Origin of the sequence: Pararhizobium polonicum (assembly GCF_001687365.1) — a bacterium.
GTDB classification, from domain to species: Bacteria; Pseudomonadota; Alphaproteobacteria; order Rhizobiales; family Rhizobiaceae; genus Pararhizobium; species Pararhizobium polonicum.
This window is the reverse complement of the sequence record NZ_LGLV01000008.1, coordinates 41,495-55,833: the sequence shown is the minus strand read 5'-3', so window position 1 is coordinate 55,833 and position 14,339 is coordinate 41,495. Positions and strand designations below refer to the sequence as shown.

12 protein-coding genes are annotated in these 14,339 nt (G+C 60.4%); 11 read left to right on the top strand and 1 reads right to left on the bottom strand.

All coding sequences use genetic code 11. The features are described 5' to 3' along the window. Positions 1 to 2: 2 nt before the first annotated feature. Entirely contained in the window at positions 3 to 1,187 is a 1,185-nt protein-coding gene (locus ADU59_RS13245; protein ID WP_158515721.1) for an efflux RND transporter periplasmic adaptor subunit, read from the top strand. Then, on the top strand, positions 1,184 to 4,333 hold the full coding sequence (locus tag ADU59_RS13240; RefSeq protein WP_274534646.1) for an efflux RND transporter permease subunit: 3,150 nt from the start codon (positions 1,184 to 1,186) through the stop codon (positions 4,331 to 4,333). The genes ADU59_RS13245 and ADU59_RS13240 overlap by 4 nt, the downstream gene beginning before the upstream one ends. Positions 4,334 to 4,472: 139 nt before the next feature. Here ADU59_RS13240 and ADU59_RS13235 read toward each other — a convergent pair whose 3' ends face one another. Beyond that, a complete protein-coding gene (locus tag ADU59_RS13235; RefSeq protein ID WP_068954602.1) occupies positions 4,473 to 4,889 on the bottom strand; it encodes a MarR family winged helix-turn-helix transcriptional regulator in 417 nt (138 codons plus the stop codon). A gap of 121 nt (positions 4,890 to 5,010) precedes the next feature. Here ADU59_RS13235 and ADU59_RS13230 point away from each other — a divergent pair, with 121 nt between their 5' ends. The 9 genes from ADU59_RS13230 to ADU59_RS13190 all read left to right on the top strand — a co-directional run bounded on the left by ADU59_RS13230 (position 5,011) and on the right by ADU59_RS13190 (position 14,309). Next, on the top strand, positions 5,011 to 6,243 hold the full coding sequence (locus ADU59_RS13230) for a substrate-binding domain-containing protein (RefSeq protein WP_083198252.1): 1,233 nt from the start codon (positions 5,011 to 5,013) through the stop codon (positions 6,241 to 6,243). Between the two features lie 253 nt (positions 6,244 to 6,496). Continuing rightward, the gene (locus tag ADU59_RS13225; RefSeq protein WP_068954601.1) at positions 6,497 to 7,714 is read left to right on the top strand and encodes an urea ABC transporter substrate-binding protein; all 1,218 of its coding nucleotides are present in this window, start codon (positions 6,497 to 6,499) and stop codon (positions 7,712 to 7,714) included. 140 nt (positions 7,715 to 7,854) lie between these two features. Beyond that, positions 7,855 to 8,721: an ABC transporter permease subunit gene (locus tag ADU59_RS13220; RefSeq protein ID WP_068954890.1), complete on the top strand. Its 867-nt coding sequence runs from the start codon at positions 7,855 to 7,857 to the stop codon at positions 8,719 to 8,721. Beyond that, positions 8,718 to 9,767, top strand: coding sequence for an ABC transporter permease subunit (locus ADU59_RS13215; protein WP_068954600.1), 1,050 nt, complete (start codon positions 8,718 to 8,720; stop codon positions 9,765 to 9,767). Before ADU59_RS13220 ends, ADU59_RS13215 begins: the two co-directional genes overlap by 4 nt. Then, on the top strand, positions 9,764 to 10,486 hold the full coding sequence (locus tag ADU59_RS13210; protein WP_068954599.1) for an ABC transporter ATP-binding protein: 723 nt from the start codon (positions 9,764 to 9,766) through the stop codon (positions 10,484 to 10,486). Before ADU59_RS13215 ends, ADU59_RS13210 begins: the two co-directional genes overlap by 4 nt. After that, the gene (locus ADU59_RS13205) at positions 10,476 to 11,189 is read left to right on the top strand and encodes an ABC transporter ATP-binding protein (RefSeq protein ID WP_068954598.1); all 714 of its coding nucleotides are present in this window, start codon (positions 10,476 to 10,478) and stop codon (positions 11,187 to 11,189) included. The genes ADU59_RS13210 and ADU59_RS13205 overlap by 11 nt, the downstream gene beginning before the upstream one ends. Positions 11,190 to 11,223: 34 nt before the next feature. Continuing rightward, complete coding sequence (locus ADU59_RS13200; RefSeq protein ID WP_068954597.1) at positions 11,224 to 11,523, top strand: putative quinol monooxygenase; 300 nt, start codon at positions 11,224 to 11,226, stop codon at positions 11,521 to 11,523. A 32-nt stretch (positions 11,524 to 11,555) separates the two neighbouring features. Continuing rightward, entirely contained in the window at positions 11,556 to 13,058 is a 1,503-nt protein-coding gene (locus ADU59_RS13195; protein ID WP_068954596.1) for an aldehyde dehydrogenase family protein, read from the top strand. Positions 13,059 to 13,082: 24 nt separating this feature from the next. Continuing rightward, on the top strand, positions 13,083 to 14,309 hold the full coding sequence (locus tag ADU59_RS13190) for a M20 family metallo-hydrolase (RefSeq protein WP_068954595.1): 1,227 nt from the start codon (positions 13,083 to 13,085) through the stop codon (positions 14,307 to 14,309). The last annotated feature ends 30 nt before the right edge of the window (positions 14,310 to 14,339 follow it).

Sequence of the window (14,339 nt, the reverse complement as noted above, 5' to 3'; positions counted from 1 at the left end):
CGATGACCCGTCCAGCGTTTCGTATGCCTCTGCTGTTGCTGCTTCTGGTCATGGCTGGATGCGGCGAGAGCCAGAGCGGTGCTGGCAGCAATGCGCCACCGGCAACCGATGCCGGCGTGGAGGTGGGCATCGTTTCCCTGAAGAGCCAGGCAGTGCCACGTTCGATCAACCTGCCCGGCCGGGTGGTCGCCTTGGCAACGGCGGAGATCCGCCCCCAAGTGGACGGCATCGTGCGCAAGGTCGTCTTCAAGGAGGGCGGCATGGTTGCCGAAGGCGACGCGCTCTACGAGCTGGATGCGCGAAAGTTCAAGGCCGCCGTCGATTCCGCCCAGGCAGCGCTTCAGAAGGCGGAAGCCTCGGCAAAGGGGGCGAGCGACACTCTGCAGCGCAACCGGGCGCTTGCGGCCAACAACGCCGTCAGTGCACAAACCATTCAGGACGCCGAGACCGCCCAGCTTCAGGCGCAGGCCGATGTCGAATCCGCCAAGGCCGATGTCGAGACCGCGACCATCAACCTCGACAACACGACCATCCGCGCGCCGATCGCCGGCATAGCCGGGAAATCCGTCATCACCGTCGGAGCGCTGGTCACGGCCAACCAAACCGATGCGCTGGTGACCATTCGCCAGCTCGATCCGATCCATGTCGATCTCGTCGATAGCAGCGCCAATCTGCTCAACATCCGCAATCAGGTGGAGGCCGGAACGCTGGGCCGCACTGTGGAGGGGCCACCAACGGTGGCGCTGACGCTGGAAAACGGCCAAGCTTACGGAAAGGACGGGACGATTGGCCTTGCCGATGTGGTGGTGAGCGAGACCACCGGTACGTTTTCATTGCGGGCATCATTTCCCAATCCCGAGCGCATTCTCCTGCCGGGCATGTTCGTTGAGGCCGTTGTCGATATCGGCCAGACACCAGGGGCATTTCTGGTGCCACAGCGCGCCGTTACCCGCAATTCGGCAGGCGAGGCGACCGCCTTTTTCGTATCAGCGGACGGAAAGGCCGAGACGCGCGTGCTGACGACGAGCGGCTCGATCGGAAACAACTGGCTTGTCACCGGCGGACTGAAGGACGGTGAACAGCTGATCGTCGACGGTCTTCAGAAAATCTCCGAGGGGACTACCGTCAAGCCGGTGGCGGTGACCATCGATGAGAATGGCGTGATCCAGCAGGAGATCGCCAAGTGAGCACCGATATAGAAAACACGCCGCCCGTTTCCCCAGGTGCGCGCAACGCGCTTGCCAGCTTCTTCATCGCCCGGCCGATCTTTGCAATCGTTCTGGCTATCGCCACGCTTCTCGCCGGTGTGATCGGCATCTATTCGCTGTCCATTTCGCAATATCCCGATATCGCGCCCGTGACCGTCAGAATCACCGCCACCTATACCGGGGCAACAGCGGAAGCCGTGGAAAACTCGGTCACGACAAAAATCGAGAGCGCGATGACCGGGCTTGACGGCCTCCTCTACATGGAATCGACATCCAGCACCGGTTCGGCGTCCGTCTCGCTGACGTTCAGTAACACGACCGATCCGGAACTGGCGCAGGTGGAAGTGCAGAACAAGCTTGCCCGCGTCGAGTCGCAATTGCCCGATGCCGTGCAGGATCAGGGCGTCAACGTTTCCCGCGCACCGTCGGGCATCCTGATGGTCGGCAACATTGTCTCCGCCGATGGAAAATACACCTCGTCGGAATTGTCGGATATCGTCGCCAGCACCATCGAGGATCGTATCGAGCGGGTCGAGGGCGTCGGCTCGCTTCAGTCCTTCGGTTCGGGCTATGCCATGCGCATCTGGCTGGATCCGATCAAGATGCAGAAATACCAGCTCGTTCCCAGCGACGTAACGGCGGCGATCGGCTCGCAGAACGTCCAGGTTTCGGCAGGCTCGATCGGCTCGACGCCGGTCGTTCCCGGTCAGCAGCTGAAAGCGACCATCGTCGCGCAGACGCAGCTCACATCGGCCGACGAATTCAGCCGGATCATCCTGAAAACCACGACGGACGGCTCTACCGTGCGGCTTCAGGACGTGGGCCGTGTCGAGCTTGGGCTGGAAACCTATGGCCAAAGCTCGACCTATAACGGCAAGCCATCAGCCGGTTTCGGCGTGCAGCTTGCCAGCGGCGCCAATGCCATTACCACGGCGGACGGCGTGCATGCGGAACTCGATCGGTTGAAGACCTCGCTGCCGCCGGGTGTCGAGATTGCCTATTCCTATGAAACGACGCCTTTCGTGGAGCTTTCCATCGAAAAGGTCGTGGAAACGCTGATCGAGGCGATCATTCTGGTCTTTGTCGTGCTGCTGCTCTTCCTGCAGAATTTCCGTGCCACGCTCATTCCGATGATCGCGGTGCCGGTCGTGCTGATGGGTACGTTCGGTATCCTTGCGGCGCTGGGATATTCCATCAACATGCTGACGATGTTTGCCATGGTGCTCGCCATCGGCCTGCTGGTGGACGATGCTATCGTCGTTGTCGAAAATGTCGAACGCGTCATGACACAGGAAGGCCTGTCGGCGCGGGAGGCGACGGAGAAATCCATGGGCGAGATCACCGGCGCGCTGGTGGGGATCGCCCTGGTACTGACGGCCGTCTTCATTCCCATGGCGTTTTTCTCCGGTTCCGTCGGTGTGATCTACCGGCAGTTTTCCGTTACCATCGCAAGTGCGATGCTGCTTTCGGTCCTGGTTGCGATCGTCCTGACACCGGCGCTCTGCGCGCTGATGCTCAAGCCTTCCCATGACAGCAAGCTGACGCGGTGGTTTGGCTGGTTCAATCGTGGTTTCGACCGGCTGACGAACGGTTATGTCGGCTCGGTGGGCGGCATCATTCGCCGGCCTGTGCGCGTCGTTCTCCTTTTCGTTCTGTTGCTTGTCGGTGCATACGCGCTGTACTCCAGGCTGCCGACATCCTTTCTTCCTGAGGAAGATCAGGGCGTTCTGATGACACAGATCACGCTTCCGGCCGGTGCCAATGCCGCGCGGACACAGGCCGTCATCGATCTCGTGCAGAACTACTATCTCGAACAGGAAAAGGACGCGGTCCAAAGTGTGTTCATGACGCTCGGCTTCGGTTTTGGCGGCAGCGGCGAGAACGCCGCCATGGGCTTCGTTCGGCTGAAGGATTTCGACCAGCGTACCGACAGCCGGCTTTCGGCTTCGGCCGTCGCCCAACGCGCCTCCGCCTACTTCCGCCAGATCCGCGATGCTGAAATTTTCGCTCTCTCCCCGCCGGCCATTCAGGGGCTCGGCCAGTCCAGCGGCTTTTCGATGTATCTGGAAGACAGCGGCAACAAGGGACGCACGGCGCTGATCGCAGCCAGCAACCAGCTGGCGACGGATGCTGCAAAAAGCGCGACGATCTCCAATGTGCGCGGCAATACCAGGACGCTGGAAAGCCAGCTGAAGATCAATATCAACCAGGAAAAGGCAGGTGCGCTCGGCGTCGATCTTGCGGCCGCCAATGCGCTGATCACCACCGCCTTTTCCGGCACCAACGTCAACGACTTCATCCACAACGGCGATATCAAGCCGGTCTACGTTCAGGCCGACGCCCCCTTCCGGATGCAGCCTGACGACATCAATCGCTGGTATGCGAGGAACACCGCCGGCGAGATGGTGCCGTTTTCGGCCTTCGCGACGACGGAATGGACGGAGGGCTCCCCTTCGCTGGCGCGGTTCAACGGCACCGCGGCAATCGCCATGGACGGATCGGCCGCGCCCGGAGCAAGTTCGGGCAACGCGATGAACGACATGGCAGCACTGGTGAGCGCATTGCCGGGTGGCTACAAGTCTTCCTGGTCAGGTCTGTCCTATCAGGAACAGCTGGCGGGATCGCAGGCGACGCTTCTTTATATCGCTTCGATGATTGTCGTCTTTCTCTGCCTTGCGGCGCTTTATGAAAGCTGGACCATCCCGCTGTCAATCATTCTTGCGGTCCCCGTCGGCGTCTTCGGCGCGCTCCTGGCAGCGTCCGTGTTCGGTCAGTCGAACGACGTCTATTTCAAGGTCGGCCTGCTGACGACGATCGGGCTGACGGCGAAGAACGCGATTCTGATCGTGGAATTCGCCAAGGACCTTCATGAAAAAGGACAGCCGCTCCTCGACGCCGTTCTGGAAGCCGCACGGCTGCGGTTGCGGCCGATCATCATGACATCGCTCGCCTTCGTACTGGGCGTCCTTCCGCTGGCCGTCGCCAGCGGCGCCGGATCGGCGGCGCAGAATGCGATCGGTATCGGCGTGATGGGCGGCATGCTGGCGGCGACCTTGCTTGGCGTTTTCTTCGTGCCGTTCCTGTTCGTCGGCGTCATGAGAATGTTCCGGACGAAGGCTGCATAGAGCCTGTCCGTCGCGTCAGCGTCCTCGTCAAGCCGCCGACATCCTCAATCTGCCCCATGCCGGGGTCAAGCGTACCCAGTGGCGGATGATCGATCCAAGACGTGAATTTCGTAGGGTTGGAATGCTGAGAGACGGCTAATCAGCTGATCTGCTTGATAAAAACCTCAAGCATATCCTTGAGGCGCTGTGCATCCTCATTGCCGTAGTTGTCCTCGACCTTCATCTCGTGATCCTGAACCCGCTTGTTCTGCGAGGCAAGCAAAGCCGACCCCTTGTCCGACAGGAACATCCGCACTTTGCGGCGGTCATTCGGATCGGGGACACGGTAGACAAGCGCGTCCTGGACCATGCGATCGACAAGCTTGGTCAGTGTCGGGTGATTGAGCGCCAATTCTTCCGCCAGCTTCCCCATCGTCATGCCGCCCGCCTCCGAGAGCGCCTTCATCAGGCGCCACTGATCCAGAGACACGCCCTCTGCCGTGAGCTGACGGCTCAAATGCCGGTTAGCCTGCGCGAGAAGGTGCGAAAGATGGTCGTTGAGAGAGCGTTCGGACATGTTTATTGAATCGGGAATTGTTTAATCGGAAACTATATATATAGTGCTTCTATCGTATCGGGAAGGGTCGGCAGTTGTTCAATGTCATTTTTTGAGGCGACGTGCTGAAAATGGCGATGCGATGGCGGAGGAGCGTCGAATATCAGCCGATCGGAGAGATGACGTGGCTCATCATCGCACCATAGATACCGTTGGGCAACCGTCCTGGGCGCGCGGAGATACAAGCCGCGTTCGCCCCCGAAATCACCAAGCCGGACGGGCATTTCGCAACCCGTTTGAGCCCGATATCTTTCGACGCCGGTCCGAGAAGACATTGCGGATAGGCTTGCTGGTACCATTCCAGGGCGCTGATGCCATATGGGGACCCTCCTGCCAATATAGCGCGGTGCTGGCCGCAGCCGAATTGAACGAGCGCGGCGGGATTCTCGGACGGCAGATCGAGCTTCTGGCGGCAGACGCGGGCGGCAGCCCCGAAGCGGTCGTTGAACGTGCACGCCAACTGGTGGAGAAAGACGGCGCCAATGTGCTTGTCGGCGTGCACCTTTCCTCCGTGCGTCTCGCGCTCAGCCGTGAGTTTTCAGGCCGGATTCCCTATGTGTTCGCTCCGCTGTATGAGGGGGGCATCGAAGGCAGCGATGTGTTTGCCATCGGCGAAGTACCGGAGCGCCAGTTTTCCGGCCCGGCACGCTGGATGATGGAAACCCTGAAGGCAAAGCGCTGGTTCCTGATCGGCAACGACTATGTCTGGCCGCGCGCGTCTCACCGTTGGATGAAGCGCTTTGTCGAAGAGAATGGCGGCGAGATCGTCGGTGAGGAATATGTCGGCATCGGACAGGAAGAGACTGGCCATCTCGTCGATATGATCGAGCAAGCCAATCCCGACGTCGTCTTTCAATCCCTGGTCGGGTCCGAATGCATTCCCTTCAACAGGACATTCGCTGAGCGCGGTCTGGCCGGCCGGATCCTGCGCTTTTCCGGCGCCATCGAGGAGAATACGCTGCTGGCCATCGGCGAGGAGAATACCGAAAATCTCTATTGCGCAGCCGGCTATTTCAGCGCGCTGCAGACCCCGGAAAACCTGCGTTTTCTCAAGCGTTACCGTGACGCGTTCGGCATAACGGCACCTGTCCAGGGCGTGCTGAGCGAGGCATGCTACGAGGCCCTTCAATTCCTGGGAGCGCTGGCCGCACGCGCCGGAACCTTTTGGCTCGCGGATCTCGCGGGCGCAATGGAAGGGCTGAGTTTCAGCAGCGCCCGCGGCGTGACCACCGTCAGAAATGGCGTGGCCTGCGGCCCTACTTTTCTCGCCCGAGCAGACGGCGCCCAGTTCGAAGTCTTGCAGAGATTCGGCTAAACCCCTGTTCCAAAATCACTTTTACAGCTGCATTGAGCGGCGCGGCCCTCCAGGTGCGGCACATATTCATGCTCAGTAGAAATTAGTTGAAAAAGAAAATATTGAATATATAAATAAAAGTAGGCAACGCGATTTCTCGCGAAAAACTCTGATGCTCCTTTTCATGGAGACAGTTCCGGTGGGCGACGGCCCTTCGGGGCGGGAGAACGCATGCCCGGTGGAACAGTAAAAAACAAACAAAGGGGTGAACGACATGAACATCAGCAGACGTCTTTTTCTGGGTGGAACCGCAATGGCGCTGACCGCACCTTGGGTGAAGCGCGTCCAGGCGGCTGACAAAATCAGCATTGCCAGCATCTACGATCTCTCCGGCGGGCTGGAAATCTACGGTCAGCCGATCGACGCCTGCCTCGATCTGGCAATTTCGGAATTGAACGCCGCCGGCGGCCTGCTTGGCCGTGAAGTCGCCGTACAGAAATATGATCCGCAATCCAATATCCAGCTCTACACGCAATTCGCCACCGAAGCCGCGACCAGCCAGCAGGCATCCGCCGTCTTCGGCGGGATCACCAGCGCCTCGCGCGAAGCCATCCGCCCGATCCTCAGCCGCTATCAGACGCTCTATTTCTATTCACCGCTTTACGAGGGCGGCGTCTGCGACAGAAATACCTTCCTGACCGGCTCGACCCCCGCGCAGACCATCGGCAAGCTGATGCCCTTCGCCGTCAAGAACTTCGGCAAGAAGGTCTATGTGCTCGCCGCCGACTACAATTATGGCCAGATCTCCGCGAAATGGGTGAAGGACTATACCGAGCAGTCCGGCGGTTCCGTCATCGCGGCGGAATTCTTCCCGCTCGACGTCACCGATTTCAGCGCCGCGATCCAGAAGATCCAGCGCGAAAAGCCGGATGTCATCTACACCCTTCTCGTTGGCGGCAATCATATGTCGTTCTTCCGGCAATGGGCGGCGGCCGGCATGGCCAACCGCATTCCGATCGTCTCCACATCCTTCGGCGGCGGCAACGAGCATATCGTCCTGACCCCTGCGGAATCCGACGGCGTCATCTCCGCCTTCGGCTATTTCCAGGAAATCAAGACACCGCAGAACGAAGCCTTCGTGAAGCGCTACCATGCCAAGTTCGGCGACAGCGCCCCTTATGTGACCGAACATGCATCCGCCACCTACAATGCCATCAATCATTGGGCCAATGGTGTCCGCAAGGCAAATTCCCTCGACCGGATGGCCGTGATCGAAGCCATCGAAAGCGGATCGACAGTCGAAGGTCCGGGCGGCCCGTCAACGGTCGACCCGAAGACGCACCATTGCGCAACCGACGTCCACATCGCCAAGGTCAAAAACCATAGCTTCGAGATCCTCGAAAGCTACAAGAACCAGCCGCCGGCCGACACGGCTGCGGTTTGCGACCTCATCGCCAATCCCAACGACAACCAGCAATACGTCATCGAATAAGCGATCGCTTGCATGCAACGGATGCGGAGCGTCGCCAATCAGGGCGGGGTGAGAAAGAATGCGCGATGGTTTTCCATCCGCATGCCCTTTTCATCATTCCGGTCGAACGGCCTCCGCCATCCTATTTCAGGATCATTCCAGTGGATTATTTTCTCGTCGTTCTGTTCCAGATCGTTGGAACGGTAGGCAACCTTGCGCTGATCAGCATCGGTCTTGCCGTCATCTTCGGCATGATGCGGGTGATCAATCTGGCGCATGGCGAATTCATCATGCTCGGCGGTTTCGCCGCGATCTTCAGCGTCCAGGCCGGGGTCAACATCTGGGTCGCCATGCTCGTGGTTGCGCCGCTGTCGGTGGCGTTGCTCGGTGTTGCCGTCGAAAGGCTGATCATGCGCCGTCTCTACGGCCGCATGGTCGATACGATGCTGGCGAGCTGGGGGCTCAGCCTGCTGCTCATCGGACTGGCGACAACCTTCTTCGGCAACCGCGTCGTCGGCATCGCCGCCCCGGTCGGCAGTTTCACCGTCGGTGACTACAACCTGGGCGGCTATGATTTCGTGCTGGCAGGCGTGGCATCCGCGGTCTTTGCCGGCGGATATGCTGTCCTGCGTTTCACGCCGGTGGGATTGATCGCCCGGGCTACCATGCAGAACCGCGAAATGGCTTCATCGCTCGGCATCGAACCGTCGCGGGTCTATGCCGTCACCTTCGCCGTTGGGGCGGGATTGAGCGGGCTCGCCGGCGGGTTGCTGGCGCCATTGTCCGGGGTGGTGCCGACGATGGGCGTTGCCTATGTGGCCAAGGCCTTCATCACCGTGATTACCGGCGGTGCAAGTGTCGTGGTCGGCACAGCGACCAGCGCTGCGCTGCTGGGCAGCGTCAACACGGTTTCGACCTTCCTCACCACGCCGGTTATCGGCGATGTAGCCTTGCTTCTCGCAGCCACCATCTTCCTCCGGCTGCTGCCGACCGGCATCACCGGCCGCATTTTCAAGGGTGCTCCATGAGCCAATCTCTCGTCTTCCGGTCTCCCTTCGCCGTCCACATCGGGCTTGCCGGCGCGGCTGCGCTTGCTGCACTGGCGATCTTTCCGCAGGCTGCACCGCTCTACACGGTCATCAACGCAACGCTCTATGTGTCCATGGCCATTTTCGCCCTCAGCCTCGCTCTTCTGTGGGGATATGGCGGCGTGCTGTGCTTCGGCCAGTCGGCCTTCTTTGGCCTCGGTGCCTATGCCTATGCCGTTGTCGCGCTCAACCTTGGCGACACGACGATCGCGGCCTTCGCAGCCATTCTCGTGCCCGCAATCTTCGCAGCCTTGCTCGGCTATTTCCTCTTCTACGGGCGGCTGAGCGACGTCTATCTCGGCGTCATCACCCTCACCGCGACGCTCATCCTCTTCAAGCTGGTCAATAGCACCGGCGGTGATGCCTGGCGGATCGGATCGGCCCGTCTCGGTGGTTTCAACGGCATCCCGAACACGCCGCTCCTCAAGATGCCGCTCACCGGCATACCGCTCAGTCCGGCGCAGATGTTCGGTTTCGCCGTGATGCTTCTGTTTGGTGTCTATATTCTGTGCAAGGTGCTGATTGCCACCCGGTTCGGGCGTGCCGTCATCGCCGTTCGCGAAAACGAAGTCCGTGCCGAATTGCTTGGCTACAACGCCCGCCGGCTCAAGCTTTCCATCTTCTGCATTTCGGCCGCAATTGCCGGACTTGCCGGTATGCTGTTTGCCAATGTGGTGTTCGTCAGCCCAACCATGTTCAGCCTGTCGACGGCAGCGCAGGTGCTGATCTGGGTCGTCGTTGGCGGGCTTGGAACATTAATGGGACCAGTGGCCGCCTGCATCCTCCTGCAGATCGTGACCGTTTTTCTCGGCAAGTTCGGCCTGGTCGATCCCAATATCGTTCTCGGTATCATTCTCATCGTCTTCGTCGTGTTCGTACCCAGCGGCATTCTGCCGGCACTGACCGGCTTGGCACAGCAGCTTCGTTCCCGGCGCGGCCAAGCCGGCGGCGATCTGGCACCGACTAAAAAGGAGCAGCTGTCATGACGGATTACCTCCTCAAGGCTGAAGGCGTTGCGATGCATTTCGGCGGCGTCAAGGCACTGGACGGGATCGATTTCCGCCTCCGCAAAGGCGAGTTGCGCTGCCTGATCGGACCGAACGGCGCGGGCAAGACCACCTTCTTCCGCTGCCTGACCGGCACCCAGAAGCCGACCTACGGCACCATCGAATTTCGCGGCCGCAATATCGCCGGCAAGGAACGGCACGAGATCGCCCGGGCCGGTATCGGCATCAAGACCCAGGTCCCGAGCCTTTTCGATGGATTGACCGTCGAAGAAAATATCTGGCTTTCCCTGCGTTCGATCAGGGATCGCCGGCAGCGCACATCGAAGATCGCCGAAGTTCTGGAGCGTGTCGGCATCACCGACCTGCGCAACGGCACTCTCGGGCGCATGGCCCATGGGCAACGCCAGCTGGTCGAGCTTGCGATGGTCGTTGCCAGCGATCCGGAACTCATTTTGCTGGACGAACCGGCAGCGGGCATGACGAGCGCCGAGGTGGAGCGTCTGGGCGCCATTATCCGTGAGGTCAATCGCAGCCATACAGTGGTGGTGGTCGAGCACGACATGCAGTTCATCCGCATGATCGCCGATCAGATCACGGTCTTTCACCAGGGGAAAATTCTCGTGGAAGATCAGGTCGAAAATATCCTGCGCAATCAAACGGTCCGGGATGTCTATCTGGGGAAGAAACATGTCGCTTGAGCTCCTCAAAACCTCCGGCCTGCGTTCGGGCTACGGTCGCATCCCCATTCTGTTCGGCATCGACTTTGTCATCAACGAGGGGGAATTCGTCGGCATTCTCGGCCACAACGGCATGGGAAAATCGACGCTGCTGAAAACCTTGATGGGACATATTCCGCCCACGGAAGGAAGCCTGACCTTCGCCGGACGGGACATTACCCAGATCTCACCGGCCGCGCGTGCCAGGGCGGGGCTCGGCTATGTGCCGCAGGGCCGGCAGATCTTTCCCGCGCTCAGCGTCATGGACAATCTGCGCGTCGGCGCCGCCGGCAAGACCCGTACCGACGCCCGCGCCGTGATCGAGCAGGTGATCGAGGAACTTCCGCGCCTGAAGCCGATCCTGACGCGAGCCGGTGGCGTGCTGTCGGGCGGCGAGCAGCAGATCCTGGCGCTCGCCCGCTGCCTTTGCGGCGAGCCGAAGCTGATCCTGCTCGACGAACCCACGGAAGGTATCCAGCCCTCGATCATCGAGGAGATGAAAGACACGCTCAAGGCCCTGTCGAAAGGGCGCGGCGTCGCCGTGCTGCTGGTGGAGCAGAATCTCGATTTCATCAGCGACCTTGCCACCCGTGTCCTCGTCATCCGGCGCGGCCGCCTCTCCGGAGAAATCGACCCGAAGACACTGCACGACGCCGATATCGCCGGCGAATACCTGCCCGCGTGATCCCATCAGAAAAGCTCATCGAAGAGAGGTTACCATGCTCACCATCACCGCCATCATCCGTGTCCGGAAGGGCTACGAGCAGACCATGTGCCAAGCTTTGCTGGAAGTGGCCGACCACGTTCGTGCCAACGAGCCGGAGACGCTCGGCTTCTTCATCTCGCAAGACCAGACCGATCCGTGCCTGTTCACTACCTATGAGCGCTTTGCGGACCAGGCAGCGATGGACCGGCACAACAATTCCGAAGTGGTCGCCCGGTTCTTCGGCATTGCCAAGCCCATCCTCGATGGCGAGGTGACGCTGGTGAGCTGCCAGGAAGTCTCGGCAAAAGCCTGATCCCGCCCGAAACCAGACAGAGGAGAATTCCCGTGAATGCACCCGTAACACTCAAGCGGCTTGGTGATGACGCTACCCGTTTCGTGGCCAAGGAAAAGAAGCTCTATATCGGCGGCGCCTGGCTGCCGGCCGCAAGCGGAAAGACATTCGACGTCATAGACCCGGCGACCGGGATGGTGTTCGACCGGGTACCGGAAGGGACCGCTGCGGATATCGATCTCGCCGTCGCTGCAGCACGAAAGGCCTTCGATGACGGCCCTTGGGCAACGATGACGCCTTCCGAACGCGGCAAACTCGTCTGGCGGCTCGGCGATCTCGTCGAAAAGCACGCCGACGAACTGGCCGAACTGGAAGCTCTCGACAATGGCAAGCCGGTCACGGATGCCCGCCTCGGCGATGTCGCCTTCTCCTATGAACTGCTGCGCTACATGGCCGGCTGGAGCACGAAGATCTGCGGCCAGACGATCCCCCTCGCCTCTTCAGCCGCTCCCTACCATGCCTATACGTTGCGCGAACCGGTTGGCGTATGCGGCCAGATCGTGCCGTGGAACTTTTCACTGATGATGGCGGTGTGGAAAGTGGCTCCGGCGCTGGCTGCCGGCTGCACTATCATTCTGAAACCGGCTGAACAGACGCCGCTGACGGCACTGCGCCTGGCCGAACTGGTTGAGCAAGCCGGTTTTCCTGCCGGCGTTTTCAACGTCGTTACCGGCTATGGCGAAACGGCAGGGGCGGCACTCGCGGCGCATCCCGATGTCGACAAGGTGGCATTCACCGGCTCGACCGAGGTGGGCAAGAAGATCCTCGACGCGGCCAAGGGCAACCTGAAGAAGGTTTCGCTGGAACTGGGCGGCAAATCGCCGATGATCGTCTTTGCGGATGCCGATCCGGCCGTTGCCATTCCCGCCGTGGCCTATGGCATCTTCTACAATATGGGCCAGACCTGCACCGCCGGGACACGCCTGTATGTGCACAAGGATATCGCTCCTGTCATTCTCGACGGATTGAAGGATTTTGCCGCCAAAATGACGGTCGGCGTCGGCCTAGACCCCTCGACGCAGATCGGGCCGCTAGTCTCACAGGAGCAGTTCGAGCGTGTGACCGACTATGTTGCGGCGGGTCTCGCCGATGGGGCACACCTGTTTCATGGCGGCAAGCGCGTCGGCGAACAGGGCTATTTCCTGGAACCGACCATCCTGACGGAAACCACGCCGGACATGTCCGTTGTCCGCGAAGAAATCTTCGGGCCGGTTCTCGTTGTCGCGACCTTCGATGATGACGGCATCGATGCCATCGTGCGTGAGGCCAACAATTCCATCTACGGATTGGCCGCCAGCGTCTTCACCCGTGACCTCAGCCGCGCCCACAAGGTTGCGAAGAAGCTGAAAGCCGGGACGATCGGCGTCAACACCCACCATGTGATCGATCCTGCCCTGCCCTTCGGCGGTTTCAACCAATCCGGCTGGGGGCGTGAACAGGGATACGAGGCAATTCTGCTCTACACGGAAGTAAAATCCGTGGGCGTCGCCCTCTGATCATCGAAAGCGGTTTCTTGATAAATGGATAATCTGCGCATCGACGCAACGCGTCTCTGGAACACATTGATGGAAACCGCCGCAATCGGCGGCACCTCAGACGGCGGTATCCGCCGTCTGACGCTGACGGAAGAAGACCGCCAAGTCCGCGACTGGTTTAAAAACCGCTGTGAAAAACTGGGATGTACCGTCACCATCGATGAGGTCGGCAACATGTTTGCCCTTCGCGCCGGTACGGATGCCTCAGCCCTGCCGATCGCCATCGGCAGCCATCTCGACACCCAGCCGACGGGCGGCAAGTTCGACGGAATTCTTGGAGTCCTGGCTGGGCTGGAGATCTTCCAAACGCTGACGGATGCCGGCTACACGACACGCCGGCCTCTGCTGCTTGTCAACTGGACGAACGAGGAAGGCGCACGGTTTTCGCCCGCCATGCTGGGCTCCGGTGTTCATGCCGGCGTCTTCGACCGGGCCTACGCGGACGGCCGGCTTGCCAGTGATGGCGCACGTTTCGGCAACGCTCTCGACGGGATTTCCTATCGTGGAACGGTGAAGGCGGGTGCCACGAAATTTGCGGCCATGTTCGAGTTGCATATCGAGCAGGGGCCTGTTCTCGAGCAGGCTGACACGGATATCGGCATCGTGACCGGCGTTCAGGGCATGCGCTGGTACGATGTGACCATCAAGGGCCGCGAAGCCCATGCCGGTACAACGCCGATGCAGATGCGGCAGGATGCCATGACCGCTGCCGCCCGGCTCATTCTCGGTGTCGAGACGATTGCCGGGGAATTTCTCGGCCTTGCAACGGTGGGCGATCTGAACGTCACAAATGCATCGCGCAATGTTGTTGCCGGACACCTTCACATGACGATCGATCTTCGCCACCATGACGACAGTGCTCTCGATCACATGGAGGCTGCAACGCAGCACTTGATCGAAGCCACCGGCGCAGCGGTTTCCGCCATCACCTGCGAACGCATCTGGCACAGCCCTGCCGTCAATTTCGATCCCGGATGTGTTGCCGCCGTCTCCAAAAGTGCGGCCGATGCAGGTTTTTCCGCCATGGAAATCATCTCGGGCGCCGGACACGACTCCGTCTACATCTCCAGGATTGCTCCGACGGCGATGATCTTTGTGCCGTGCAAGGATGGCCTCAGCCATAACCCGCTCGAAAGCAGCACTGTCGATCAGTGCGGAGCCGGGGCGCAGACCCTATTGGGCGCGGTTCTTGCCTACGCCGAGCACCTTTGAATTTGGCTATCAGCCTTGAAATGGGAACCG